This window comes from Janibacter sp. CoH_79_TC_3, from assembly GCF_058197955.1.
The window spans coordinates 182,239-207,847 of record NZ_JBXWIV010000005.1 but is presented as its reverse complement, the minus strand read 5'-3'; the positions used below and the strand labels follow the sequence as shown (position 1 = coordinate 207,847).

Annotated in this window: 24 protein-coding genes; 10 read left to right on the top strand and 14 right to left on the bottom strand. The window is 43.6% G+C overall.

The features are described 5' to 3' along the window. Window positions 1-369: 369 nt before the first annotated feature. Window positions 370-1,056: an outer membrane lipoprotein periplasmic chaperone LolA gene (lolA, locus tag AC2FA3_RS07295; protein WP_490509010.1), complete on the top strand. Its 687-nt coding sequence runs from the start codon at window positions 370-372 to the stop codon at window positions 1,054-1,056. A 157-nt stretch (window positions 1,057-1,213) separates the two neighbouring features. Here lolA and scpB read toward each other — a convergent pair whose 3' ends face one another. The 8 genes from scpB to mrdA all read right to left on the bottom strand — a co-directional run bounded on the left by scpB (window position 1,214) and on the right by mrdA (window position 9,169). Then, a complete protein-coding gene (gene scpB, locus AC2FA3_RS07290) occupies window positions 1,214-1,759 on the bottom strand; it encodes an SMC-Scp complex subunit ScpB (RefSeq protein ID WP_490509009.1) in 546 nt (181 codons plus the stop codon). 39 nt (window positions 1,760-1,798) lie between these two features. Continuing rightward, window positions 1,799-2,743 (bottom strand): segregation and condensation protein A, encoded by a 945-nt coding sequence (locus tag AC2FA3_RS07285; protein WP_490509008.1) that lies wholly within the window; start codon window positions 2,741-2,743, stop codon window positions 1,799-1,801. Between the two features lie 45 nt (window positions 2,744-2,788). Continuing rightward, the gene (locus AC2FA3_RS07280; protein ID WP_490509007.1) at window positions 2,789-3,868 is read right to left on the bottom strand and encodes a tryptophan--tRNA ligase; all 1,080 of its coding nucleotides are present in this window, start codon (window positions 3,866-3,868) and stop codon (window positions 2,789-2,791) included. 153 nt (window positions 3,869-4,021) lie between these two features. Beyond that, the gene (locus AC2FA3_RS07275) at window positions 4,022-5,131 is read right to left on the bottom strand and encodes an LpxL/LpxP family acyltransferase (protein ID WP_490509006.1); all 1,110 of its coding nucleotides are present in this window, start codon (window positions 5,129-5,131) and stop codon (window positions 4,022-4,024) included. A gap of 264 nt (window positions 5,132-5,395) precedes the next feature. Further along, window positions 5,396-5,782 (bottom strand): 30S ribosomal protein S9, encoded by a 387-nt coding sequence (gene rpsI, locus AC2FA3_RS07270; RefSeq protein ID WP_149488945.1) that lies wholly within the window; start codon window positions 5,780-5,782, stop codon window positions 5,396-5,398. 10 nt (window positions 5,783-5,792) lie between these two features. Further along, on the bottom strand, window positions 5,793-6,221 hold the full coding sequence (gene rplM, locus AC2FA3_RS07265) for a 50S ribosomal protein L13 (protein WP_201608895.1): 429 nt from the start codon (window positions 6,219-6,221) through the stop codon (window positions 5,793-5,795). Between the two features lie 211 nt (window positions 6,222-6,432). Next, window positions 6,433-7,125 carry a 16S rRNA (guanine(966)-N(2))-methyltransferase RsmD gene (rsmD, locus tag AC2FA3_RS07260; RefSeq protein ID WP_490509005.1) on the bottom strand — a complete coding sequence of 231 codons (693 nt, stop codon included), beginning with the start codon at window positions 7,123-7,125 and terminating at the stop codon, window positions 6,433-6,435. Between the two features lie 52 nt (window positions 7,126-7,177). Then, the gene (gene mrdA / locus AC2FA3_RS07255; protein WP_490509004.1) at window positions 7,178-9,169 is read right to left on the bottom strand and encodes a penicillin-binding protein 2; all 1,992 of its coding nucleotides are present in this window, start codon (window positions 9,167-9,169) and stop codon (window positions 7,178-7,180) included. 696 nt (window positions 9,170-9,865) lie between these two features. Here mrdA and AC2FA3_RS07250 point away from each other — a divergent pair. The 6 genes from AC2FA3_RS07250 (at window position 9,866) to adk (ending at window position 17,026) form a co-directional block, all read left to right on the top strand. Further along, window positions 9,866-11,200, top strand: coding sequence for a hypothetical protein (locus AC2FA3_RS07250; protein ID WP_490509003.1), 1,335 nt, complete (start codon window positions 9,866-9,868; stop codon window positions 11,198-11,200). Window positions 11,201-11,585: 385 nt separating this feature from the next. Next, window positions 11,586-13,595 (top strand): heme lyase CcmF/NrfE family subunit, encoded by a 2,010-nt coding sequence (locus tag AC2FA3_RS07245; protein WP_490509002.1) that lies wholly within the window; start codon window positions 11,586-11,588, stop codon window positions 13,593-13,595. A 1-nt stretch (window position 13,596) separates the two neighbouring features. Then, entirely contained in the window at window positions 13,597-14,265 is a 669-nt protein-coding gene (locus AC2FA3_RS07240; protein ID WP_490509001.1) for a DsbE family thiol:disulfide interchange protein, read from the top strand. Beyond that, on the top strand, window positions 14,262-14,873 hold the full coding sequence (locus AC2FA3_RS07235) for a cytochrome c-type biogenesis protein (protein WP_490509000.1): 612 nt from the start codon (window positions 14,262-14,264) through the stop codon (window positions 14,871-14,873). Before AC2FA3_RS07240 ends, AC2FA3_RS07235 begins: the two co-directional genes overlap by 4 nt. Then, complete coding sequence (ccmI, locus tag AC2FA3_RS07230) at window positions 14,870-16,150, top strand: c-type cytochrome biogenesis protein CcmI (RefSeq protein WP_490508999.1); 1,281 nt, start codon at window positions 14,870-14,872, stop codon at window positions 16,148-16,150. The genes AC2FA3_RS07235 and ccmI overlap by 4 nt, the downstream gene beginning before the upstream one ends. A gap of 219 nt (window positions 16,151-16,369) precedes the next feature. Continuing rightward, window positions 16,370-17,026, top strand: coding sequence for an adenylate kinase (gene adk / locus AC2FA3_RS07225; RefSeq protein ID WP_490508998.1), 657 nt, complete (start codon window positions 16,370-16,372; stop codon window positions 17,024-17,026). Window positions 17,027-17,217: 191 nt separating this feature from the next. On the opposite strand, the gene secB is transcribed toward adk, so the two are convergent. From secB to rsgA, 4 genes are all read right to left on the bottom strand, one after another. Next, on the bottom strand, window positions 17,218-17,670 hold the full coding sequence (secB, locus tag AC2FA3_RS07220; protein ID WP_149488954.1) for a protein-export chaperone SecB: 453 nt from the start codon (window positions 17,668-17,670) through the stop codon (window positions 17,218-17,220). Between the two features lie 235 nt (window positions 17,671-17,905). Then, window positions 17,906-18,169 (bottom strand): glutaredoxin 3, encoded by a 264-nt coding sequence (grxC, locus tag AC2FA3_RS07215; RefSeq protein ID WP_201546920.1) that lies wholly within the window; start codon window positions 18,167-18,169, stop codon window positions 17,906-17,908. A 321-nt stretch (window positions 18,170-18,490) separates the two neighbouring features. Next, complete coding sequence (locus AC2FA3_RS07210; RefSeq protein WP_201546911.1) at window positions 18,491-18,940, bottom strand: rhodanese-like domain-containing protein; 450 nt, start codon at window positions 18,938-18,940, stop codon at window positions 18,491-18,493. 157 nt (window positions 18,941-19,097) lie between these two features. Then, window positions 19,098-20,201, bottom strand: a complete 1,104-nt coding sequence (gene rsgA, locus AC2FA3_RS07205; protein WP_490508997.1) for a ribosome small subunit-dependent GTPase A — start codon at window positions 20,199-20,201, stop codon at window positions 19,098-19,100. Window positions 20,202-20,420: 219 nt separating this feature from the next. Here rsgA and orn point away from each other — a divergent pair, with 219 nt between their 5' ends. Further along, a complete protein-coding gene (gene orn, locus AC2FA3_RS07200; protein WP_201625098.1) occupies window positions 20,421-21,008 on the top strand; it encodes an oligoribonuclease in 588 nt (195 codons plus the stop codon). A gap of 97 nt (window positions 21,009-21,105) precedes the next feature. Here orn and AC2FA3_RS07195 read toward each other — a convergent pair whose 3' ends face one another. Beyond that, window positions 21,106-21,948: a UDP-2,3-diacylglucosamine diphosphatase gene (locus tag AC2FA3_RS07195; protein ID WP_490508996.1), complete on the bottom strand. Its 843-nt coding sequence runs from the start codon at window positions 21,946-21,948 to the stop codon at window positions 21,106-21,108. A gap of 86 nt (window positions 21,949-22,034) precedes the next feature. Continuing rightward, window positions 22,035-22,550, bottom strand: a complete 516-nt coding sequence (locus AC2FA3_RS07190) for a peptidylprolyl isomerase (protein ID WP_490508995.1) — start codon at window positions 22,548-22,550, stop codon at window positions 22,035-22,037. A gap of 273 nt (window positions 22,551-22,823) precedes the next feature. Here AC2FA3_RS07190 and AC2FA3_RS07185 point away from each other — a divergent pair, with 273 nt between their 5' ends. After that, window positions 22,824-24,563 carry a glutamine--tRNA ligase/YqeY domain fusion protein gene (locus AC2FA3_RS07185; protein WP_490508994.1) on the top strand — a complete coding sequence of 580 codons (1,740 nt, stop codon included), beginning with the start codon at window positions 22,824-22,826 and terminating at the stop codon, window positions 24,561-24,563. A 144-nt stretch (window positions 24,564-24,707) separates the two neighbouring features. Further along, window positions 24,708-25,472, top strand: a complete 765-nt coding sequence (locus AC2FA3_RS07180; protein ID WP_490508993.1) for a phospholipase D family protein — start codon at window positions 24,708-24,710, stop codon at window positions 25,470-25,472. Window positions 25,473-25,609: the final 137 nt, after the last annotated feature.

Sequence of the window (25,609 nt, the reverse complement as noted above, 5' to 3'; positions counted from 1 at the left end):
ACTCTTATCTTAAAGTCTATGTCGTATTTCATAAAATAACCCCCAAAAGTTGTGTCCAACTTATGGGGGTCAGTTCATTTGGTAGTAAGGGCTTTTTTATTGCGCTAATTCATACATAAAGTAGAGAGTAAGTAGTAGTGAATACTATCTAACGCCAATGGTTACAAGCGTGTATGGCAGCGGTAGTAATGATTGCAAATCATGACTAGGCGCGTAATAAAAAAACTGGCACACTGTCTGCATTGTTTAATCACGTCAGTTTATTGATTGTAAACTGAGCATAGTGAGATAAGCACTTATTGAAAAAACAAGAATTTTAAATAAAACGTTTTATTTTTATGCTATTTTGCATTTAAAAGAGGATTTATAATGACTTTATTAACAAACAAAACGAGCTTAAAACAGAAAATCATGAGCGGTGCTTTAACGGGCGTACTGATGACTTCACTTGGTATTGCTGCACCGATGATAGCATTAACACAATCGGCGCAAGCTGCACCGGCTACTAATTTAACAGCAGCCAAAAATTTAAATAAGCTGTTGACCAATACTAAAAGCATGACGGCTAATTTTAGCCAAACCACTAAAGGCGCTAACAGTGGCACCTTCAGCGGTATAATGAGCGTCCAGCGTCCAAATAATTTCCGCTGGGAAACCAAGTCGCCTTCAGAGCAGCTGATTGTCGCAAATGGTAGCTCGATGTGGGTCTATGATAAAGATTTGGAGCAAGCGACCAAGCAAAATGTTGATAGCCAAGTAGGTAATACGCCAGCGCTATTGTTGTCAGGTGATCCAAGTAAAATCGATAAAAACTTTAAAATTACCCAACCTTATGACAATAAAAACTACTACGTGCTATATCCAAAATCAGATAGCGCCAGCTTTAAGAGCTTATCGATGAGCTTTAGCGGTGGTAAGCCTGTGATGATGGTATTGAATGATACGCTAGGACAAACCACGACCATTAAATTTAGTGGTATTAAAATGAACCCAAGTATCAATAGCAGTCAGTTTAAATTCACCCCGCCAAAGGGTGTTGATATTATTAATCAATAACCAAAAATCAGTACTGTTAATCCAGCTGTATTGATTGATAAAACTGCTTTAAAAGCTAGTATCAAAAAAGGACAAGCCTATTCGGTTTGTCCTTTTTTATGCTAGTAAGAATAATGTGCAGGGCTTATTTTGAAATACCTAATAGGATACTTTGGTGCTAAGACAGCGCTTTGATGGCTTCCATATCTGGCAATGCAGGTAACTCATCTAGATTGGTCAATCCAAAGGCATCTAAAAATTGCGCTGTGGTATGTAGCAGTGCAGGGCGCCCCAAGGTCTCTTTGTAACCTTTCTCTTCAATCCAGCCTTTATCAAACAGTTGGCGCAATATGTTACTCGACAGCGTCACACCGCGCACGTGCTCAATGTCACCGCGTGTCACTGGTTGCTTATAGGCGATGACACTCAACGTTTCAAGCAATGCTTGGCTGAGGCGTTCTTGACGCTGTGGAAAGATTCGCTGAATTAACGGGCTATAGCTATCCGCGATTTGTAGCCGATAACCACTGACCGTCTCATGTAAGCTAAGCACACCAGCATCTAAACGTTGTTGTAATAGCGCTAATGCTTGCGCAAGCTCTTTAGTATTTAATGACAAATGCTTCTTTAAAATACTGGCTGTGAGTGGTGCTTCTGAGGCATGTAGTAGCACTTCGATATGTTTGCTTATCTGTTCTAAGTTTCGCTGCTGCGTATCTGTCATTACACATATTCTCTCTTAAAAGCCATTAAGCATTAAGCATTAAGCCAGCCACTGTAACGTTAATTGTCCTATGTGGCTGTTTTCTACAAACTCATCGCCAGCAGCAGTATCGTGACCTTTTAAATCAGCATTTATGACACCTACCAACTGCCGTTTCATCAGCTCTAACACTGCGACAAAGCTAACCACAACGCCAATCTTACCTTGAGTTTTATCCAGTAGCTCATAAAACGAGTGCGCGCCAGCCGTGCTTAGCTGCCTGCTAATACTGGCGATACGGTCAGCAAGAGGTACGGCATCAACTTTGATGCTATGCATCTGATAGTCGGGCTGTAGCTGCATTTTAAATAAGCTATCAATCAAAAGGTTTGGCGAGTAATTGGGTAATTCTGCATTCATGACGTCTTGACTGGGCATACTGACCATTGCTAAAAACACATCGCGCTCAAGCCGCACCAGGTTGTCCAAGCGCTGACTGGCAACTTTGATTTGCGCATATTCTTCAAGGCGCTCAATCAGCTCAGCCTTTGGATCACGCTCATCGCTCGGTGTTTCGGGCTTTGGTAGTAGTAGCTCGGTTTTAATGGCAATCAAGGTTGACGCCATCAGCAAATAGTCACCAGCCAATTCAAAATGCTCGGTATCCAATTCACTGATATAAGCCAAATACTGCTCCGTAATCGGTAGTATCGGCATTTGGGTCAGATCGACGTTGTTTTTTTTGACCAAATACAATAAAAAATCTAATGGCCCGGCAAATTGCTCTAACCAAATGGCAAAAGCTTGCGGCGGAACATATAAATCTTCTGGTAGATGCTGCACTGGCGTCTGATAAATACGCAGTGACATATCATTAACAACTAAATGGTCGTGTTGGCCATCATGTTCGCTCTTGCTATCTATAAACTCAGAGTTTTGATGCGCGCTTACAAGAGAAGCGGCTTTTGCTAAAGCCGCTGGTTGATTTTTTAGCTCAGTCTGCACGCTTAGCATCCGCTCTGATTACGATAAGTTAAAGCAGTCAAAGGCTTATTTAAGTTTAGCAAGTGGACGGATACCAATAGCACGGCGCGTTTTATCTAGCTGCTTACGGCTATGACGACGGGCTTTTTCTGCGCCCAGTTGTAAGATTTCTTCTAGCTCTTTTGGATTGGCCATCAGCTCTTCGTAACGTGCGCGGAATGGCGCAATCTCGCTATCTATTTTATCAAACAATGCTTGCTTGGCATCACCCCAGCCAATACCTGTTGCATACTGCGCGCGCATCTCAGCAATCTCTGCAGGCGTGGCAAAGGCCTTATAAATCTCAAAAAGCGCAGAGTCATCAGGGTCTTTTGGCTCAGCCGGCAGCTGCGAGTTGGTGACAATTTTCATAATGGCTTTATGCATCTGCTTTTCTGGGCTGACTTGCGGATTAGGCTCACCAAATAGAGGAATGGTATTGCTATAGCTCTTACTCATTTTACGACCATCAAGCCCTGTTAGTAGCGGGATGTCCTCATCAACAACCGCTGACGGCAGGGTAAAAAGAGTTTTATAGCGATGGTTAAAAGTACCAGCGATATCACGCGCCATCTCAATATGCTGTACTTGGTCACGGCCGACAGGTACATGAGTTGCATTAAACATCAAGATATCGGCCGCCATAAGCACAGGATAGCCAAATAGACCCATGTTGATACCTTGATCTGGATCGACATCCGCCTTTTCTGTATTGATATCAACCGCCGCCTTATAAGCGTGCGCGCGGTTCATCAGACCTTTGGCACATGAGCAATTTAAAATCCAAGCAAGCTCTAGAATCTCTGGCACATCGGACTGACGATAAAAAGTCACACGTTCAGGATCAAGACCACAGGCAATCCACGTTGCCGCAATGATTTTGGTCGATTCATGAATGACAGCAGGGTCGTAACAACCGATAATGCCATGATAATCAGCCAAAAAGAAAAATGCCTCATCATCACTATCTTGGATAGACTGAATCGCTGGGCGAATAGCACCAACATAATTACCTAAATGCGGAATGCCTGTCGGTTTGATGCCGGTTAGGATACGTTTGCTTTCTTTCTTAGGGGTGTCTACAGCTGCGTCAGTTTGATTGCTCATGGAAAATCCGTAGTTGGTTTAATTTTTAATTTATTAGATTGCTGTTTTTTTAGTATTTTCACTTAAGTAAAAGAGTGATATTGAAGTCAACGACTCAAATCAATGGCGCAAATTATAGCAAATTTCTCTACCGCTTTGTTTGAGTATAAACGCCTACTTGTAAATATCAGTACGACCATCAGGGCCGTTTTTAAAGCGGCGATGGAACCACATCCACTGAGTCGGATCAATACGAATCAATCCTTCTAGCACTTCATTAACGCGAGTAGCATCAGCGACTTCATCATTACTTGGATAGTTCTCTAACTCTGGCGTAATGGTCAAATGGTAATGCGGACGTTTGCCGCGCGGCAGGTTGTCAGGCGTTTGTCGATAGGTATGCAGTGCCATGAGTGCGGGTGGATGCTGCTTGTCGCCTAATTTTGCCATGCGCCGTGAAGCCGTGATGGTGGCTGCAGGTACGCCAAAGAATGGTGCCATAACGCCTTGCTTGAGACCATAATCTTGGTCAGGGGAATACCAGACAACATGTCCAGCTTTGATAGAATTGACCAAACTACGCATGTCTCGGCTAGAGATCTGTGTGCCGAATATATTGGTGCGACCATTATAAATAAACCAGTCAAGTAAGGGGTTATTCTGCGTGCGATACATACAGTCTACGGCAAAAAATTGCGCACAAAATAAGCCACCCAAATCAAGCATCGTATAGTGAGCACCTAACAAAATCACAGGACGACCTTCGTTTTTTGCCGTGACTAAATGTTGTAAGCCCGAGATTGAAACGGTACGTGTAAAAACATTGGGACGAAACCAAGCGCATAAGGTCTCGAACACACCAATACCTTGATTCACAAAAACTTGCTTTGCCATGAGCTCACGCTCGGCTTCAGGTTTCTCTGGGAAAGCCAATTTTAGATTAATCAACGTATCACGCCGGCGTGAACCTGCTACTTTATAGATGAAGATACCCAGCTTACGACCCAACCAAAACTGCCAACGTAACGGCAAATATATCATGGGTAGAAAAATCGCTAATAATAACCAGATACCCCAATATTTAGGCAACAAAAACTGCCACTGAAAGGGCTTTTTATCTGCTTGCGCCGTTTGCTTGTGTGTTTGCGTAATTGTTGGCGTGCCGACAGGGATAGCTGGTGATTTAGCGATCTTGCTATGTCTATTGTTATGCTGGCCTGCCGTCGGTGCTGGCATATCGGTTTTCGATGGCTTACTAGGGTCGTATTGTTCTGGGGCTTTCATAATGAGGACAGGGTAATAAAAGTTATGATTATGATGGGGGAGTGAGCGTGGCTTTGCAAGGTGATTTATGCACAAAAACTGGCACACCTAAAACCCATCGCTAAAATACCCTGGTTAAAAATCATCGCTAAAAAACAGCCATAAAAAAACCTTACAAGCTGTGACCAGCTTATAAGGTTTTGCAAATCTATTCTTATATTTAATGCGGCAGCTGTTGCTCTGAGATAAAGACAACAGTTGCCAAAATATAAGAGATAGCTTTGATTAACGTTTTGAGAATTGTGGACGTTTACGTGCTTTACGTAGACCCAATTTCTTACGTTCAACTTGACGTGAGTCACGAGTAACAAAACCAGCTGCTTTTAGTGCAGGTTTGTTGGTTTCGTCAAGCTCAATCAATGCACGCGTGATGCCGTGACGGATTGCGCCAGCTTGGCCACTAATACCGCCACCTTTTACAGTGATGTAAAGGTCATAAGCAGTAGGTGAGTCAAGTAGTTCTAAAGGCTGACGAACAACCATGCGCGACGTTTCGCGGCTGAAATACTCATCAAGTGGTTTACCGTTAACAACAATGCTACCAGTACCTTTCGCTAAAAAGACACGAGCAGTAGAGGTCTTGCGGCGACCAGTTCCGTAATTGCGTTCCATAAGTGTATCCTTAGATGTCTAGTTCTTTAGGTTGCTGAGCTTCATGTGGATGATCGGTACCCGCATAAAGTTTTAGCTTCTTGATCATTGCATAGCCAAGAGGACCTTTAGGAAGCATACCCTTAACCGCTTTGTGTAGAACATCTTCAGGCTTATGTGCAATCAGCTTAGTGAAGTTGGTTTCTTTAATACCACCTGGGTAACCACTGTGACGATAGTATTTTTTATCTTGCGCTTTTTTACCCGTTACCGCGATTTTTTCTGCATTGATGACAACAATGAAATCACCAGTATCTACGTGTGGAGTATAGTTGGTCTTATGCTTGCCACGTAAGCGACTAGCGATTTGAGTAGCTAAGCGACCAAGGGTTTTGCCGTCAGCATCTACGACATACCAGTCATGGGTCACTTCAGCTGGTTTTGCACTAAGTGTTTTCATGATAAAACCTTAAAATTAGAATTCGTTGAGAGTTTAGCTGGGAACGGGGCTCTCAAAAAACAGACTGCACATTATAAGCAGTAGCGCCTACGCTTGCAAGCTGCATTGGGGTTTATTTTCGCCTTATATACATTAAACTGCAGCGTTGGCCAGTTTTTTAGCGGTTTTAAACATTTGTAAAATTTGTTAACGGCTTTCGTTAACCTGACAATTATGACGGTGAAAGCTGATAAAGTCCAGCGACAACTTGTCCAACTTTAGTTTGTTTTAAGCATTCAAAACCTATAATGTCTTGTGTTGTCTCTGTTTGAGGCTCAACGCTTTCGTTAAGACTTACTACTAATTGATTCAGTTGAAGGGTTAAATCTTTATCCGCTTCTAAATAAATAAGCGTTTCTGCGCTGATTAAGGATTGTTTTATCAATGCCGTTAAAATAGGCTGCCACAAATCTTGCGCATAGGGCGGATCGATAAAGACAATATCAAAATGACGCTGAATCGTTTGGTTTTGGGTCAGGACTTGTTCAGCTGTGCCTTGAATGATGTGGTAACTACTAGCCTCAAGTCGTAATTGCTCGGCGCTTTGGCGCAGCATATTGACTTGTGCAGGGTTTATTTCGATAAAGGTTGTATGAGCGGCGCCGCGCGATAACGCTTCAAAGCCTAAAACGCCGCTACCGGCGCAGCTGTCAAGCACTTGGGCGTCATGAATATCAGCAATTAACCAATTAAATAAGGTCTCACGCAAACGATCTGGCGTCGGACGCAAGCCTTCGGCATCGATAAAACTCACGCTACGGCGCTTAAACTGCCCACCGATAATACGCACATCACCAGCAGCACTGTTTTTTGTTTTTACTTTAAGCGTTTTTTTAGGCTGTCGCGTACTGGATGTTTTTTTCATAGCGTTTTCTTAGTCATTATCTCATTAATTTTTTTATTGATTGACTCTAACATTACTCAGAAGTAGCAGCAGTGGTTGTAGATTCAGCGCTTTGTGCTTCTTTTTGCTCTGCGAGCGCTTGTTCTTTATCACGTACGGCGTCACGCATGGCTTTATCAAAGGCTTTTTGGCGTTTGATGGCTTTTAATTGATCTGGAGTAGGTGGCAAAATAGGATTTTTTTCGCGCTGTAACATCCAATAATCAAACAACGCACGACCGATAGGCGCCGCAACAACACTACCGCCGCCGCCATTTTCGACCAATACCGCTAGGGCAATCTCGGGGTTTTCTACGGGTGCAAAACCATTGAACCAAGCATGATCCCAGTGGCGCTTATCAAGGGCAGATTTATTATAGCTTTTACCTTGTGCAATTGATTTTACCTGTGCTGTACCTGTTTTTCCGGCAATGCGATAGCGCGGCGTATAAATACCGCGTCCTGTACCCGCCTTAACGGTTTGTTCCATGGCATCATGCATGCGCACCCAATCAGAAGGTTTGCCGTTATATTCGATTTTACCATCAGGTTTGGTAATCACATCGACCGCCGCTGCGCCATCGCTACTTTTTAATAAATGCGGGGTGATATGGTAGCCTTTGTTAGCGGTCATGGCAGTAGCATTAGCAATCTGGAGCGGTGTCGCTAAGAAATAACCTTGTCCGATACTGACCGAGATGGTTTCACCGGGTAGCCAACCTTTATCATAGGTATCTTTTTTCCATTTTGGTGATGGCATAATTCCTGGTTTTTCATTGGGCAGGTCAATACCAGTTTGTTCACCAAAACCAAAGCGCACCATCCAATCGTGCAAACGCTGAATGCCCATCTCATACGCCAGTTTATAATAATAAGTATCGACCGACATCACGATAGATTTCTTCAAATCAACCGTGCCATGACCACCTTTTTTCCAATCACGAAAACGGTGCGAATCACCAGGCAGACTAAAATAACCGGGGTCGTAAATGGTTGTTTCCCAATCACGTAAACCGTAATGAATACCGCCTAGACCTTCAAAAGGTTTAATGGTTGAGCCGGGCGGATAAGTCCCTTGTAGCGCGCGATTATAGAGCGGCTGGTCGAGGTCTTCACGCAGGTCACCATAATCTCTAAAGGAGATACCGGATATAAAGGGATTGGGGTCATAACTTGGATTACTGACGAACGCCAATACATCGCCATTTTTTGGGTCAATAGCGACGATTGCCCCGCGGCGACCATCAAGCTGCTGCTGAGCAACGGTTTGTAAGCCATAATCTAGACTTAGGGTAATGTCATTGCCCGCGATGGGCGCTTTGGTATCGAGTTGACGTAAGATATTGCCGTGCGCATCGGTTTCTACCGATTGATAACCTGGCTGTCCGAGCAAAATATCTTCATAAAAATCCTCGATACCAATCTTACCGATGAGGTCGGTACCCGCATAGCGATCTTTATTAATTTGCTTGGACTCTTTGTCGTTAATACGGCCAACATAACCAATCACGTGCGCAAACAGCTCGTCATAAGGGTAAGAGCGCGTAAGTTTGCTCTGAATACTGACGCCACGAAAAAAAGGCTGACGTTCACTAAACTGCGCCAATTGCGCCTCAGTCAAATCAATCTTGATGGTCACCGGGTCGTTTTTGGTTTTACTTAAGCGTGCCAAAATATCAGTGATATCAGTTTCGCTAAGATCAAAAATAGGCGCAAGCAGATTTAGCGTACGTTCTGGGTCTTCGACTTCATCGGGACTGAGCATAGCGGTAAATACCGGCTGATTGTCAGCGAGGATAACGCCATTACGGTCGTAAATATAACCGCGACTGGGTGGCGCAGAAATCAGCTTAATACGATTGTTATCGGCTTGGGTGGTGTATTTATCGTGGGCATACACTTGCAGATAACCATAACGCGCGATCAAAGCGATCAAACCCAAAAACATCAACAGTCCAAGGATAATAATACGGCTGGTAAAAATACGATTAACCTGTTCGGTATCGGGAGCGAGCGGTTTTTTCATATAAAGTCAGTACCCGGACGGTCAGTGAGGCGGTCGTTGATAAATCGATGGTCAATAAATCAGTAAGAGTCTGTGAAAGATAGATAGCGCGATGCGCTCATTCAAAGGGAGGTGAGCATAAAGGATAAGCCAAAGTATTTCAATAATATAGCGTGATACTTATCAATATAGAATCAATTAATTATCAACATAGGGTCAATTAATTTACTTGCAGTCGGCGACTGATAATTTGCCTCAGGCAACCATAAATTATAACAGAACAAATGCGCTGATGCAGTAGGCAGTTATTTGTTCTGTCCAATCATCATTGTGAGTATTATCTATATTTATACCCCCATAGCCTTGCTGCTGCCTTAGTTTTTATCGAGATTTTTGCTGTTGTTCTTGTGGTTTTCATTTCATTACACTAGGCACAATCAATAGCAATATTCTAAAGCTTAATCCCACTAGTTGATAGTAAACGTTTTAGGATTAAAGGCATTAGCTAAAACGTGCCATCGCTAGTCACAACTTGCCTAGGCTGGCTATGTGCTAATGAATGGCAAGTATGCTAAAATCAGGCGATTTATTTTAGCCAGTTACAGCGTTATTTAATTCAGTGGTTATTGAGGATAGAGCGTTTTTACTGAGCGTTCTTAATCGACTAAGGATATTTGCTTAACAACGACAATCATCACCTCAAGGATAATTAGAGTCATGGATGCAAATTCATTGTGGCAGACGATAGCGGAGCATCCCGAGTTTTTCGCCATGCTGACCATCCCACCAGTGACCGCATTTGTCACATGGATACACGTGTGGATGGCACTCAAAATGCTGTTTTATCCGGTTAAGTTTTGTGGTATTCGGATTCCAAACTTTCCATTCTTTGGCTTACCGGGTTTAGGCTGGCAAGGGATTGTGCCGCGCAAAGCGGGCAAGATATCTGGCGTGATCGTTGACCAGACGCTCTCAAAGCTCGGCTCGCTTGATGAGTTCTTTAAAGCCATGGAACCGGATCAGATGGCGGTATTTATCACCAATGCGGTCGATGAAAACCTTGAAACCTTGATTGATGAGATTATGCTTGACCACTCGCCAGCGCTGTGGGGCAATCTTCCTTATTCATTAAAGCGTCGCGTCTATGCCCAAGCGCACCAAGAATTGCCAAATATTATGCAATCCTTGGTGACGGATTTGACCTATCATGTCGAAGATTTGGTCGATATGCGTAAGATGATTGTCAATAAGATGGAAAGCGATCGTCGTTTGATGGTCAATATGTTTCTAAAAGTTGGGCAAAAAGAGATTGATTTCATTTGGCATATCAGTGCTTTGATTGGCTTGATATTCGGTATTATCCAAATGTTTATATTTTTAGTGGTACCGCAGCATTGGACGGTACCATTTTTTGCCGCTATTTGGGGTTTCCTCACCAACTGGATTGCGATTTGGATGGTCTTTAACCCTGTCGAGCCACATTTTGTTCCCTATGTGAAGTTTTTTGCGCTGCAAAGCCGCTTCCCATTTATTAAGCCGCAGCTGCCACATATTGCGCGTTACCGTTTCCAAGGCGGCTTTATGAAGCGCCAAGAAGAAGTCTCTGAAGTTTTTGCTGAAATTGTGGTCAAAGATTTGGTGACCTTAGAGAACATCATGAATGAGATGATGTATGGTGACCGCGCTGCGGAAACGCGTGAGCTGATGAAATCACACCTGTATAAAGTGTTAGAATCGCCAGTCATTAGTACGACGTTAAGAGTGGGGCTGGGTCGCCGCGAATTTGGGCAATTGAAAAACACCATTATCGACAAATCCATCGTCGCGACCATGGTGCCACTGCGCGACCCTGAGCTCAATGAAAGCCGAGCCAGTAAAATATTTGGATTGTTTCGCGACCGTATTCGCGCGCTATCACCCGATGAATTTCAAAACCTATTGCGTCCGGCTTTCCGTGAAGATGAGATGACGCTGATTATCCTTGGCGGTTTGACTGGCTTTTTGGCAGGTTGGTTACATCTGGTTTTGGTGTTTTTCCCCGCAATGCAGTAAGGTGGGCGCGCTTTATAAAGCACCTTTAAGCCTTTGTACTTTAGACGTTAAACAAGTAATAAATGTAAGTAAAAGATAAGAATTGAAATACCTTTTCTAATTGAGAGGTAAAAAAATGATAGTAATAAATCACAGCTATAAACGACATTTATTAACACTATTAATGAACATCATTAATAAAAACCGTTAATAAGAACTATTAATAAAAATCATGATAATAGTAGCGGGTTTTAGCGGCTGCTATAGCCATAAAGCCTGAATTTGCAACCGTAAACTATGACCGCATTAAGGATCCTCTACTACAGTTCGGTAGCTTTTATTATTCATAAAATAACAGCGCTCGAGCAAACCTAGACAGTATCCAAGGTAAACAAGGTTAGACCGTATGTTAATCACAGAATTGGGTTATTTTGCCTTGCTGGCCGCCTTTGTATTGGCGATTTTGCAGGTGGTATTACCAACGATCGGCGTTATGCGTGACCAAGTTGCGTGGCAGCGTCTCGCACCAAGTTTAGCGTGGGCGCAGTTTGCGGCCATGGCTATCTCGTTTGGCGCTTTGATGGCAGGCTTTTATTTTAATGACTTTAGCTTGGTCTATGTCACTCAGCATTCTAATACCTTGCTGCCTTGGTATTATAAATTGTCCGCGACGTGGGGCGGGCATGAAGGCTCGCTACTGCTTTGGATGACCATCATGGCCACTTGGTGTGCCTTGGTGTCGTACTTTAGCCGTGGCTTGCCATTGTCGATGCGTGCACGCGTACTGGTGATACTGGCTGGCGTACAAATGATGATGCTGGCGATGTTAATCTTTACCTCGTCACCGTTTGACCGCACTTTACCAAACTTGCCGGTCGATGGCGCGGATTTAAACCCTGTATTACAAGATTTCGGTTTGATTATCCATCCGCCGATGCTGTATATGGGCTATGTGGGCATGGTCGTGCCATTTGCCTTTTGTATGGCAGCATTATGGGAAGGGCGCTTGGATGCGGTCTGGACCCGTTGGTCGCGTCCATGGGCGCTGGCAGCATGGGGGTTTTTAACCCTTGGTATCGCTTTGGGTTCGTGGTGGGCGTATTACGAGCTTGGCTGGGGCGGTTGGTGGTTCTGGGATCCGGTAGAAAACGCTTCGTTAATGCCTTGGCTTGCCGGTTTAGCCTTGCTGCATTCGTTGGCAGTGACTGAAAAGCGCGGGGTGTTTAAAGCGTGGACCATTATGCTTGCCATCTTTGCTTTTGCCTTAAGTCTATTGGGTACTTTCCTTGTACGTTCTGGCGTTATTACTTCGGTGCATTCGTTTGCTGCCGACCCAACGCGCGGTCTAGTCATCTTAGTGATTTTGGGCATTATCGTTGGTGGTGGACTGCTGATGTTTGCCATCCGTGGTTGGCGTTTGACGGTTGAAAGTCAGTATCAGCTGATATCGCGTGAATCATTTTTAGTGATTAATAACGTTATTATCCTAATTTCAACCTTAGTGGTACTGCTCGGTACGCTTTATCCTATCATCGCTGACGCCTTTAATTTGGGTCAAGTTTCTGTAGGCCCTCCATATTTTAATGCGCTATTTGTGCCATTAACTTGGTTGCTGTTGATCGCGATGGGTATGGGTTCTAATATCCGCTGGAAGAAAGACAGTCGTCCATTATTGGGCGTTGGTATGGTCATTGCGGTCAGCAGTCTGGTATTGGCGGCGATTATTGCTTATTTTGTCAGCCCATCCGACATGCTTAATATTGGTGTGACGCTAGCGGTGAGTTTTTGGGTGTTGTTTTGGATGGTTGTTGATTTCAAAGACAAAACCAAAAATGCACCAAGTTTCTTTAAGGGTCTAGGTCAGTTACGTTTGAGCTATTGGGGTCAGCAGACCGCGCATATTGGGGTCATAATAGCCGTCATCGGTGTTGCCTTTACCAGTACTTTGAGTATTGAGCGTGATGTGGCACTGGGCGAAAATGATACCGTACATGTGCAAGGCTACGACTTTGAAGTTAAAGATTTCCATGAGGTCAGAGGCAGTAACTTTGATGGTGTGCAAGCACAGGTCGAGGTGACTAAAAACGGTCGCAAAGTGACGACCTTGTATCCTGAAAAACGTACTTATGTGATTAGTATGATGCCAATGACTGAAGCGGCGATTGATGCCAGCCTTATGCGTGATGTCTATGTGGCGCTCGGCGAGCCTATCGCTGAAGACAGTAATAAGTGGGCGGTACGTATTTATGTTAAGCCACTGATTCGCTGGATATGGCTTGGCGCGATTATCATGGCATTAGGTGGTTTATTAAGTATGCTTGATAGCCGTTATCGTATTAAAAAAACCAAAACGTCTGCTCAAATGGCGGCAAATAAAGCAGGTTTTATCACTGAAGCTGAAATAGGGGAGAAATAAAATGAGTCAATCAGATAATTCTTCCCAAAAAGCGCCTGAAAACAAAGGTGCTGCTAAGAACAAAGCTCCTAAAACCATGAAAAAAAGCCAAATTAGAATATGGTTTTTGATTCCGCTGATTGTTTTTGCTGGTTTTATGGTCATGCTCTACCTGCGTTTGGGTCAGCCAACGGAAATCGTTACCAACACCGCGCTTGAGCGTCCAGTACCGACGTTTGAGCTACCGTTATTGTCAGATACCAGTCGTATTATGACCAATGACAATCTCCCTGATCAGCCGTTTTTGATGAATATTTGGGGTTCTTGGTGCCCAACTTGTATCATCGAGCATCCTTTTTTAATGCAATTAGAGGAGCGCGGTGTCAATTTGGTTGGGGTGAACTATAAAGATGATATCGGTGATGCTCTAGGGTATTTAAACCGCGGCGGTGATCCATTTTCGATGTCTATTCAGGATTTATCCGGTCAGTTTGCTCTAGATTTGGGCCTGACGGGGGCGCCTGAAACCTTTGTGGTTGATGGTGAGGGTATTATTCGTCAGCATATTGTTGGTGAGATTAACGAGAGCAATTGGCAAAGCCGTATCACACCTTGTTTGATGGTGCTTAATGAAGCTGACAAGAAAAATGTCAGTCCAGACCCCAAGCAAGTTCAGGAGGTTTGTAAATGAATGCCTTCTACTTAAAAGTTATACAGGTAAAAAGCATCGCAATAAAGCTTGCAGGCTTAGTGCTTGCGTGTTTGCTGAGTTTTTGCATTAGTTTGGCTATTAGTTTTAGTGCGCAGGCAGCGATTGAAGTTTATGATTTTGACTCAGTACAGCAAGAAGCGCAGTATCGCGGCCTTATCGAAGAGCTGCGCTGCCCAAAATGCCAAAACCAAAACCTAGCGGGTTCTGATGCGCCCATTGCGCAAGATTTAAAGCAAAAAACCTATGACATGATTAAAGAAGGTCGTAGTGATAGTGAAATCCGTGCTTATATGCAAGAGCGTTATGGCGACTTTATTACGTATAAACCGCCAGTACGTCCTTCGACTTGGATACTATGGTTTTTTCCGCCATTATTATTGATTGTATTGGTGATTGGCTGGTTTTGGCAAAGTAAACGCAGCCAGCGCGTTGCCCGTGGTCAAAGTGGCGTCACTGTAGATGGCGCTGCGGCGTTATCGGCATCAGAAAAAGCGGAACTCGATCGTTTGTTGTCGCGTAGCAATAACAATAGTACTAGCAATGCTAATAGCGAACATGACATCACCAGTACAGAGGACAAAAAATGACCCTATTTTCTACTTTTGGCTTATTTATTGCCCTAAGCTTATTTATTGCGCTGTTACTGGCGGTGATTATTATCATGCCATGGCTACGGGCGTCACGCTTACGAGATAAGCCGGTTGACAATCAGCTGCTAGACATCAATATCGCGGTATTCCGTGAACGACTAGCAGAGCTGCAGACTGATAAAGACAGTGGCACTATCGATGAAGTGCATTACCAAAATCAAAAGCTCGAGCTTGAGCGCCAGCTATTGGATGCGCAGCGTACTGTGACACCAATGGTTGCACCCGGTATCAAAAGCCGTCTGATTATCATGGTATGGGTACCAGTATTAGCGGGGCTAGCGTACTTTTTAATCAGCGACCGAACGCCAGTATTTAATCTGTGGGCGGCTGAAGATAAAGTCGCACAAGTCGCAGATGACTTGTTAACTGGTAAAATTGATCAGCCGCCTGCTTGGGCGATTGAAGACGGCACGCAACTGATTAGTGCTATGCAGACCAACGTTTATCGTCATGCTGATGACCCTGATCGCTGGATGCGTCTGTCTGAACTATTCTTATCATTAGAAGCAACCGACTCAGCACTTGAAGCCTTATCACGGGCTTATCGTTTGTCACCAGACAACGAAGAGATTGCCACCACCTACGCGCAAATCAGCTTTTTTGCCAATAAAGGTCAGCTCGATGCCAATAGTCGCCGCGTCTTGCAGGACGTACTGGCGAAAAATCCGCAACATGAAGGCGCTCAAATGCTGATGGCAATGGGTGAGGCACGTGGTAATAACTTTGAGCAAGCACAAGGCTGGATTAAGCGCTTACGCGCTAGTATTGCGGCTAAACCGGGTGACCATAGCCAAGCGCTGACAAGTCTTGATGAGTTGAGTGCAAGTGTCACGGCTCAGCAGCAGCAAGCTTCTGAAGGCATTGAGGTGACTGTCTCTATTAACGCCAGTCTATTGCCATTGGTCAAAGCGGATGATGTGTTGTTTGTCGCCATTCGTGATGTGAAAGGTGGCCCACCATTTGCCGCTAAGCGTCTACCAATCAGCGTGATTAAGCAAGGTGAAGCTAACATTAGCCTAAGCGACTTAGATGCTATGATGCCTGAACGTACGCTTGCCTCGGCTCGTGCTGAGAAAGTTCAGCTCGCTGTCATTGCCCGTATCAGTCATAGTGGTACTGCTGCAGCGGAGTCAGGCGATTTATCGGGCAATCCTGTTGTGATTAGCGCTGACCAAAATCAGGTCAATGTGGCTATTAATCAACAATTTCCTTAATGAGCTCATATCAACATCTAAATCACTAATAAATGCGCGCCGTTGTGCTTTCAGCGGCGCGCAATCTTATCCTATGAACAGATAAGTCATCGTAACTTGCCGCATCAAGACTAAAAATACTTGAGCTTTTGAAAGCCACAAGGTAAGGTAAGCTCTGCAACCCACCAATCCCTAAGTTTTATTAGTCCCAAAATCCTATCCATTAAGGAGAGTCGTGTAATGATGCGTATTATTTTGCTAGGTCCACCAGGCGCCGGTAAAGGCACCCAAGCCCAGTTCATCTCTAAAGAGTATGATATCCCGCAAATCTCAACGGGCGATATGCTGCGTGCCGCAATCAAAGAAGGTACTGAACTTGGCAAACAAGCCAAAGACGTGATGAACGCTGGTGGTTTGGTTTCTGATGATTTGATCATTAACCTCGTGCAAGAACGCATCGCTAAGCCTGACTGTGTCAACGGCTGCATTTTAGATGGTTTCCCGCGTACCATTCCACAAGCCCAAGCGCTTGCAGATGCCAATGTTGCGATTGACCATGTGATTGAAATTAGCGTGCCTGATGATGAAATCGTTAAGCGTTTATCAGGTCGTCGTCAGCATGCAGGTTCTGGTCGTGTTTATCATATTGACCACAATCCACCTAAGCAAGAAGGTATTGACGATGTGACGGGCGAGCCATTGATTCAGCGTGAAGATGACAAAGAGTCGACCATTCGTGACCGTCTAGCGACTTATCATGAGCAGACGTCAACCTTGGTTGGTTTCTATCAAGATAAAGCGGCTGAGGGCGGCGATGCGCCTAAATATGACAAATTCGATGGCACCCAAGGCATTGATGATGTTAAACAGCAAATCCTATCTGCACTAAAAGGCTAAGGCTTTTATAGCTGCTGATAGAGCTTGTCGATTAACAGTCACACTAAAAACCCTGCTACTTGTTATAACAAGCGGCAGGGTTTTTTAATGGTTAAAATAAACGCTAAAAAATGTCCATAAAAAAAGCCGCTTACTTAGACAAGTAAACGGCTTTTAGGTATTGATAAACTAATGCTTTATCCTGCTAAGGCTTACGCGTTACCTTGCGCATCAACTTGGGCTTGCTGCTGGCTTTGCGCGTATGCTTGATCAAAGTTGACTGGTGCAAGCAATAACTGCGGGAAGCTACCGCGTGTGACGATGTCGCTAATCACTTCACGCGCATACGGGAACAACACATTCGGGCAATAAGCACCTAGAATCTGACCGATTTGGTCTTCTGGGATATCTTTTAATAAGAAGATACCCGCTTGATGAACTTCAGCGATAAATGCCGCTTCTTCAGCATTTTTAGCATTGACACTGACTGTTAATACCACTTGGTAATGATCGTCATCCAGTTTTTCGGCATTGCTTGATAGATTGATATCAAGCTCAGGGTTCCACTCTTTGGTGAATACGCCCGCGCCTGGGACTTCGAGTGACATGTCTTTTACATAAATGCGTTCTAGTGCCAATTGTGGTTGTGCTTGTTCTTCAGCCATGGTAATTCCTCTAAAAGTTAATCAAATAATGGGGCAAACTGTTATTGTAACAACATATCATTGTAATATAAATCGAGATTAAGATTTGAGATTTTATCTTGATGTTTCTTAGCCAGTTGTTTTTTTTGGCAAGCTGATCTTTTAGCCAGACGATTTATCTTTGCTGCAGTCCATTTTTACCTAGATAAAAAAGACTAAACTAGATAAAAACAGACCGTAAAAAAAAGATAGCAAATTAACCCGCCAATAGCTCGTCAAGCTTGCCTTGTTGGTTCATTTGGTTGAGCTCGTCAAAACCACCGATAAAGGTATCACCAATGAAAATCTGTGGCACAGTACGATAATTATTGGTTTTTTGCATCAATGCTTGGCGCTCTTCACGGCTGATGTCATGCATGCCGATTTCTTCATAATCAACGCCTTTAGATTGCAATAATTTCTTCGCATTTGAGCAGTATGGGCAGATAGGGGTGGTATAAACTTGCACAGAGACAGTCATGGTTAATCCTTAATTATAAATTTATGGGTGAATCGTTTTATTATAAGTAATATGATAAATAATGAGATGAAGAAATTATAGGGTAGTCATTAATACAATCCGTTATTAATACGTAAATATCAGCTATATTTGCTGCTGCTCAGTATAAAGTGGGGATGGTTGTCTCAAATTCAAGCAGTATTGGCTGAAAAGCGCTGACGGTAGCATCATTAGCGCATAAAAAAAGACACCTTTTAAAGAGGTATCTTTTTGATTAACGCTGCAGGTTACTAAGACTGTATAGCTATTAGCATGATTGAAATCACAGCTTAATCTATTGTCTTACTTATGCAAACTTGGCTTGGCTTTGCCTTTAGGTTTGGCATCTTTTATCCCGACCAATGGCATACCAGCGCCTTGCCAGCCGCCGATACCGCCTTCTAGGCGATAGACACTGTCTTTACCAATCATTTGTACTGCCGCGCCTGCCTGTATGCCCATATCGCAGATGATAATAACTGGGTGCTCAATCGCACGAATTTCCTCAATGCGGTCTTTGAGTTCAGTAAAAGGTATATTGCGGCTGCCTTGGATATAACCGGTTTCAAATTTCTTTTTGGTGCGAATATCGATCAGCTGCGCATTTTGCGAGTTAACCATCATGCCCAAGGTGTTGGGCGATATTTTTCTGCCACTACGTTTGTTTTCAATAGCAAAAAACAGCACGGCAAGTACGGCTAATATACCAAATAAAAACGGGTGGTTGCCCACAAATTCCAGCGCACGATCCAAACCATACCTCCAAAAAAATAAGTGTTCGGTTAAGCTGAGAATACAGCCCAACGATAGTGAACAAGGCGCTATTATACCGATAAGGTCATCTATAGTAAACGGGCGATGACTTCGCCGTTACCTTATCAATAACCTTTAGACACATCTGCTAATTCTGCTAATAAGGCTTAGTATCCGCCTCTTCTCGTAGCGTTACCAGGTTTTCAACACGCCGCTGTAATACCACGCCGTCAGCCACTGCTTGCCATAAGGCGCAGCCTTTGCTGTTATGCGTATGGCGACAATCGCGGAACTGGCAATCACCTGCCAGTGGTACAAGCTCAACAAAACCTGAGATGATGTCATCAGGGGTTAAATGCCAAATGCCATATTCGCGAATACCGGGGGTATCGACAATACCGCCTTGGGTTAAGTCGTCTGGATTAAATGGCAATAAGCGACTGGTGGTGGTGGTATGCTGACCAAGTTTTGAGTTTTCAGAGATTATATTGACGCTCTGTGCTGATTCAGGTAGTAGGGCATTAATGAGACTGCTTTTACCGACGCCTGATTGCCCAGCAAAAATAACCAGCTTTTTATCGATGTAGCGTTTTAATTCATCGAGCCCTTCTTGCTCATCGCTATCAGCAATATTTTCAGGACAAGCGACCGAGGTGAGCACGCTCTCATAACCAAGGGCTGCATACTGTGCGAGTAGCTCATTGGTATCGACGCCGTTTTCTTGCGCCAGCAGATCAGCTTTATTAAGTACCAATAGCGGCTTGACACCGGCATGATGGCAAACGACCAAATAGCGGTCAATGAGCGTCGGCGCCGCAGCAGGCAATGGCGCAAATACAATTGCCAAAATATCAACGTTGGCAGCGACGGGTTTTAGCTTATGATAGCGATCAGGACGCGAGACCAGAGAAGTGCGTGGCTTGACCGATTCGATACGTCCAAAACCAGTATTAGGGTCAGCACTCCAGCGCACTTGGTCGCCCGCTGCTAGCATCGGTAAGTTGGTACGCACATGACAGCGCCAAATATCACCTAACGCCAGCTCTTGCCAAAACGGCTCAGGATCATCCGGCGCAATCTCCGGCTGCATGGGAATTACTGCCGGCAAGCTAGTCACTTGTACTTCTAGCTGCTTACCATAATGCGCCATGACCACGCCATCCATCAAACTGTCATCGATGCTGTCTTGACTGTCAAGCTGCTGTTTGTCGATGCGACGAATCTGCTGTTTAGTCAGTTTGCGTTGCCGGATTAATGCCATGGGTTGTGACCTATTAGAAAAATATTGCTAAGTGTAGCGTGAAAATTTGCTAACATACAGCCTAAAGCGCCGCTAGCAGATAGTGGTTTTGTAATGTTTTAGACATTATAGCCAACCAAGCGCAAAATATATGATTTGAGCATGACCATTTTATAGTTAGTTTAATTGGCTAACATTGCTCACAAGTTGTTCCAAAATTTATTAACCATAGGACAAGATATGAGTACCGATGACCATCCCAATAAGATTAAAATCAGAAACCAAGGTAAAAAAGGGCTGGTATGGATTGATTTAGAAATGACCGGACTTGATACCTTAAACGATGAGATTATCGAAATAGCGACCGTGGTGACCGATGAAGATTTAAACGTCCTTGCCGAAGGGCCTGTATTTGCCATTAAAGTATCAGATCAAGTGTTAAATAAAATGGATGACTGGAATACCAAGCAACATGGCCAGTCAGGATTGGTTGACCGTGTGCGCCGTAGTACCGTGACCTTGGCAGAAGCCGAAGCTGAAACCATTAAGTTTCTCAATAAATGGGTCGATAGTGGCAAGTCACCAATGTGTGGTAACTCCATTTGCCAAGACCGCCGCTTTATGGCGCGCCAAATGCCTGAGCTAGAGCGCTTCTTCCATTATCGCAACCTTGATGTGTCGTCGATTAAAGAGTTATGCTTCCGCTGGCGTCCTGATATTTTAAGAAATTTTGAAAAAGGCGGTAGTCATTTAGCGTTAGATGATATTCGCGATTCTATTCGTGAGCTAAAGCACTATCGTCAGCACTTTTTTAAATTGATGCCTTAGAGTTAAAGGTATTATTTTATAAGTTCGTAATGCTTTAGGTAATCAAAGAAAGGGTCTGTCATTTGAACAGACTCTTTTTTATTTAGCATGATATGCTTTAAAACAATATATTAAACTCAAATAGTCTAAACTCAGCATTATTAATTTCTGAATCTTCATCTGTTATCACCGCGCCAATCACCGCACTGACTTTTTGCTGGCGTGTGTCGCTATCTAATAATCGCCAATCACCAAGTACATAGCGTATTTTGTCGTGAATGGTTTTATGAATATCTGGACGATGAGTATGTCCATGTAGTAGAGCATCGCTACCAACCACTGCTTGTATCACAGCCTCTTCATTGACATCCATGATGTAAGCATCTTTATTGGCATTATTCTGCTGACTTTTTTTACGCATTTTATCGGCGATAGCCAAGCGTTTTTCTAGCGATTTATTCAGCAAATACCACTGGGTCAAACGATTACGCATGATTTTTCGAAAAAACTGATATTTCTTATCATCAATGCATAACGCATCGCCGTGTTCTAAGCGATAGCTTTGTTGTCCAACCGCTAAGGTGTACGGCTCATAAATAAGCTCACCACCGAATAGGCTACAGAATGGCTGACCTAACAAAAAATCACGGTTGCCATGCATGACCAAAATCTCACAGCCGGCCACACGTAATTGTTTTAATTTAACGATAAGCGGGGTTAGCCAATGGGTTTGACGCTCATCTTCTGATAACGATAAATAAAAATCATCACCGAGCCATACCTCGAACCAATCACCTAAGATAAATAAGCGCTTGAACGATGGTAGGGCAAGGCAATCATCAAGCAGCGCCAAAAAAGCCTGCACTAAGGCAGGCTCTTCAGGAGATAAATGCAAATCGCTAATCAATACTTGCCGCACCTCATGAGGGCGGGTGGTAATTAGATGGTCAAAACTTTGCATTTATCCTTATCCTCGTAACTTTAAACAGTAACGACTCATCACTTTTACTGACTCATCGCTACTGAGTAATGGCGATTGAAGAATGATTACTGGGTGATGATGGTTGCTGAGTTGATAACCACTGGCTCTTTTGGCACATCAGCATGCATGCCGAAACGACCAGTTGGTACGCCGCGCATTTTTTCGATGACGTCCATACCGCTTGTTACTTTACCAAATACAGTGTAGCCCCAACCTTGCATGTTTTTGCCAGAGTGGTTTAGGAAATCGTTGTCTTTTACGTTAACGAAAAACTGGCTGGTTGCTGAATGTGGATCTTGCGTACGCGCCATTGCAATCGTACCAGCGTCGTTTTTTAGACCGTTATCAGCTTCGTTTTCAACTGGCGCATTGGTCGCTTTTTCATTCATTTCAGCGTCCATTCCGCCGCCTTGAATCATAAAGCCGTCAATGATGCGATGGAAAATCGTACCATCATAATGACCAGACTTTACATAGTTTAAAAAGTTTTCAACCGTTTTTGGTGCTTTTTCTTCATTGAGTTCGATAACGATCGCACCCATACTGGTGTCAAGTTCTACTACTGGTGGCATGTCTACCATGTGATATTCCTTCTTGATTGCAGCGCCTAAAATGACGCTGTTAAGTGGTGGCTAAAAAGTTGGTGATTAAAAAGTTATGGCTAGTCTAACGGCTTTTTTATCTCGTGTCATGTATCAGGCTGTTAATGCCTTTGCAAAAGCTGATAGAATAACGCAACTTTACCTTTTTACTATCATTTTTAATAACCTGTTTTTAATGATTTGGTCTGAATTTTCCATGCTGGGTGATGGCACGTAGCATGAACTGATAATTTGCTTTAGGAGCAATGCCCGATGAGTGAGCACTCAAGCAACAATGCACAAAAAGACGAACAAAAAAACGATTTTATTCGTAATATCATTCGTGATGATGTCAAGGCGCAAAAATACCCCCAAATCGTGACGCGTTTCCCACCAGAGCCAAATGGTTACTTGCATTTGGGGCACGTTAAATCTATTTGCCTAAACTTTGGTGTCGCCGAAGAATTTGGTGGTGTTTGTAACCTACGTTTTGACGACACCAATCCGACCGCAGAAAAGCAAGACTACATTGATAATATTAAAAACGATGTTAAATGGCTGGGATTTGAGTGGGCAGGAGAGGCACACTATGCGTCAGGCTACTTTGACCAGCTTCATGCTTGGGCAGTGCAGTTGATTGAGCAGGGCGATGCGTATGTAGACTTGCAGTCGCCTGAGCAGATTAAAGAAAACCGTGGCTCATTTAATGAAGCAGGCACAGCGTCACCACATCGTGATGCCAGTGTTGAAGAAAACTTGACCCTCTTTAATGATATGAAAAATGGCAAGTTTGCGGAAGGTAAAGCTGTTTTGCGCGCCAATATAGATATGGCAAGCCCAAACATGAACATGCGCGACCCTGTTATCTACCGCGTTATGCATCAAGCGCATCATCAAACGGGCGATAAATGGTGTATCTATCCCATGTATGATTTTGCCCATCCGCTCTCTGATGCACTCGAAGGCATTACCCATTCACTATGTACGCTGGAGTTTGAAGATCACCGTCCATTTTATGATTGGGCGGTTGATAAGATTGGCTTCGACGTACCGCCGCACCAGTACGAGTTTAGCCGACTAAATGTCGATCATACCATGACCAGTAAGCGCAAATTAAAGCAGCTGGTTGATGAAAATATCGTCAGCGGTTGGGATGATCCACGTATGCCAACGATTGCTGGCATGCGTCGCCGTGGTTACACGCCAGAGGGTTTACGTGATTTCTGTGAGCGTGTGGGTGTAACCAAAGTAGACAGCGTCGTTGATTTTCGCTTATTAGAGTTTAGTATTCGTCAGTCATTAGAGACGACTACTGCACGTGGTATGGCAGTGCTCAAGCCATTAAAAGTGACTATTACTAACTTTGCGAAAGCGGTCAGCAGTTGGGAAACTGAAAAAGCGGATAGCGTTAATGCGCGTTTTGACGATGATTCGCAAACGCTATGGTTAACCCAGCCAAACCATCCGAATGTCGATATGGGCGAGCGCGAGATTCCTTTCACTGAGACTTTGTATATCGACCAAGGCGATTACGAGATTGAGCCGCCAGCAGGTTATAAGCGTTTATCACCAGAAAAGAATGAGATTCGCCTGCGTAATACTTATGTATTGGCAGTGACTGAGCATATCTTAGATGACGCTGGTAATGTGGTTGAGATAAAAGCGACGATTGATTCTGCAACACTAGGTAATAATCCTGAAGGTCGCAAGGTTAAAGGCGTTATTCATTGGGTATCAGCCACCCAAGGCGTCCCCGCTACTGTGCGTATGTATGAGCAGTTATTTAGTGCTGAAGACCCAAGTAGCGTCGCTGACGTGCATCAAGCACTAAATCCTAACTCATTGATTGAGCTGCAAGCGGTGGTTGAGCCATCACTTGCCAATGCCGACGCTGGCACGCGTTTCCAGTTTGAGCGTGAAGGTTACTTTATCTCTGATAGTGAAGATCATAGCAGTGATAAGCCCGTCTTTAACCAAGTTGTTAGCCTACGTGATAGCTATAAACCCGCTTAATTGATAAAGGTTAGCACCGCTAATATTTATTTAAGCTATTGCTGAACAATAGTGGTTTGCAAGCTTGCCCATTTCTAGTACGCTAGGGATGGGCTTTTTTTTGAATAAATATAAATTTTAATCGTAAGGTTTAAGGGTGCAATCATGGCAAAGTTTTTGAACAGTAGCGGTACAACCTATCATTTAGAAGAACTGATTAAAAATGCGTCTGATAGGCTGATTATTATTAGCCCTTATCTCAAACTAAATGATCGTATTAAAGAGCTGTTAGAAGATCGGAATCGCTTAAAAATTGATATTCGTATCGTTTATGGTAAGAATGATTTACAACCTGAAGAAATCAACTGGCTCAAAAATCTGACTTTTATTCGTACCAGCTTTTGTAAAAATCTCCATGCGAAATGCTATTTAAATGAAAATGAGTGCATTATTACCAGTTTGAATCTTTATGAGTTTAGTCAGGTGAATAATAATGAAATGGGTGTGCTCATTTACCGTAATGAAGATGCCAAACTTTATGCCGATACTTATGAGGAAGCCCAACGTATCATTCGTATTAGTGATGAAGTGCGCATGTCGCTTGAAAAGGTGACTGGATCTGAAGGTGCGGCTGACGATAAAGCCACTTCTAATAATACCAATATTAACGCCAATTCTGATATTAATGTAGCGATTAAGCCTACTGCAGAAATGGCGGCGCCTAATTACTCAAAGTTGACAACCGCAAAGCTTGCTAAAGAGCTTGGCTTTAAAACCCAAGAGTTAAATGACAAATTGCTAGCCGCTGGTTATGTACAAGAGCAAGAGGGTGAGCTTGTATTAACAGATGCGGGACGTGCCGCTGGTGGTACCAGTAAAAAAGGTAAGTTTGGCGAGTTTTGTTTGTGGGACGCAGGAATGGTAATTTAGTTACTCTCTTAACTGTAAACTTATGCACTTAGTAATAAATGGCATAAGCGCATTACAATCCCTCACAAGACATTCATAACCAGTTTGCTAAGATAGGATAGCGTTTTTGCTGACGTGCTTTGAGTTATTGTGTAGTA

Excerpts from the sequence above, each read along its gene's own strand:
- lolA (WP_490509010.1), top strand. The coding sequence starts at position 370 with ATGACTTTATTAACAAACAAAACGAGCTTAAAACAGAAAATCATGAGC.
- scpB (WP_490509009.1), bottom strand. The coding sequence starts at position 1,759 with ATGACAGATACGCAGCAGCGAAACTTAGAACAGATAAGCAAACATATC.
- AC2FA3_RS07280 (WP_490509007.1), bottom strand. The coding sequence starts at position 3,868 with ATGAGCAATCAAACTGACGCAGCTGTAGACACCCCTAAGAAAGAAAGC.
- AC2FA3_RS07275 (WP_490509006.1), bottom strand. The coding sequence starts at position 5,131 with ATGAAAGCCCCAGAACAATACGACCCTAGTAAGCCATCGAAAACCGAT.
- rpsI (WP_149488945.1), bottom strand. The coding sequence starts at position 5,782 with ATGGAACGCAATTACGGAACTGGTCGCCGCAAGACCTCTACTGCTCGT.
- rplM (WP_201608895.1), bottom strand. The coding sequence starts at position 6,221 with ATGAAAACACTTAGTGCAAAACCAGCTGAAGTGACCCATGACTGGTAT.
- rsmD (WP_490509005.1), bottom strand. The coding sequence starts at position 7,125 with ATGAAAAAAACATCCAGTACGCGACAGCCTAAAAAAACGCTTAAAGTA.
- mrdA (WP_490509004.1), bottom strand. The coding sequence starts at position 9,169 with ATGAAAAAACCGCTCGCTCCCGATACCGAACAGGTTAATCGTATTTTT.
- AC2FA3_RS07250 (WP_490509003.1), top strand. The coding sequence starts at position 9,866 with ATGGATGCAAATTCATTGTGGCAGACGATAGCGGAGCATCCCGAGTTT.
- AC2FA3_RS07245 (WP_490509002.1), top strand. The coding sequence starts at position 11,586 with ATGTTAATCACAGAATTGGGTTATTTTGCCTTGCTGGCCGCCTTTGTA.
- AC2FA3_RS07240 (WP_490509001.1), top strand. The coding sequence starts at position 13,597 with ATGAGTCAATCAGATAATTCTTCCCAAAAAGCGCCTGAAAACAAAGGT.
- AC2FA3_RS07235 (WP_490509000.1), top strand. The coding sequence starts at position 14,262 with ATGAATGCCTTCTACTTAAAAGTTATACAGGTAAAAAGCATCGCAATA.
- ccmI (WP_490508999.1), top strand. The coding sequence starts at position 14,870 with ATGACCCTATTTTCTACTTTTGGCTTATTTATTGCCCTAAGCTTATTT.
- adk (WP_490508998.1), top strand. The coding sequence starts at position 16,370 with ATGATGCGTATTATTTTGCTAGGTCCACCAGGCGCCGGTAAAGGCACC.
- secB (WP_149488954.1), bottom strand. The coding sequence starts at position 17,670 with ATGGCTGAAGAACAAGCACAACCACAATTGGCACTAGAACGCATTTAT.
- grxC (WP_201546920.1), bottom strand. The coding sequence starts at position 18,169 with ATGACTGTCTCTGTGCAAGTTTATACCACCCCTATCTGCCCATACTGC.
- rsgA (WP_490508997.1), bottom strand. The coding sequence starts at position 20,201 with ATGGCATTAATCCGGCAACGCAAACTGACTAAACAGCAGATTCGTCGC.
- orn (WP_201625098.1), top strand. The coding sequence starts at position 20,421 with ATGAGTACCGATGACCATCCCAATAAGATTAAAATCAGAAACCAAGGT.
- AC2FA3_RS07195 (WP_490508996.1), bottom strand. The coding sequence starts at position 21,948 with ATGCAAAGTTTTGACCATCTAATTACCACCCGCCCTCATGAGGTGCGG.
- AC2FA3_RS07190 (WP_490508995.1), bottom strand. The coding sequence starts at position 22,550 with ATGGTAGACATGCCACCAGTAGTAGAACTTGACACCAGTATGGGTGCG.
- AC2FA3_RS07185 (WP_490508994.1), top strand. The coding sequence starts at position 22,824 with ATGAGTGAGCACTCAAGCAACAATGCACAAAAAGACGAACAAAAAAAC.
- AC2FA3_RS07180 (WP_490508993.1), top strand. The coding sequence starts at position 24,708 with ATGGCAAAGTTTTTGAACAGTAGCGGTACAACCTATCATTTAGAAGAA.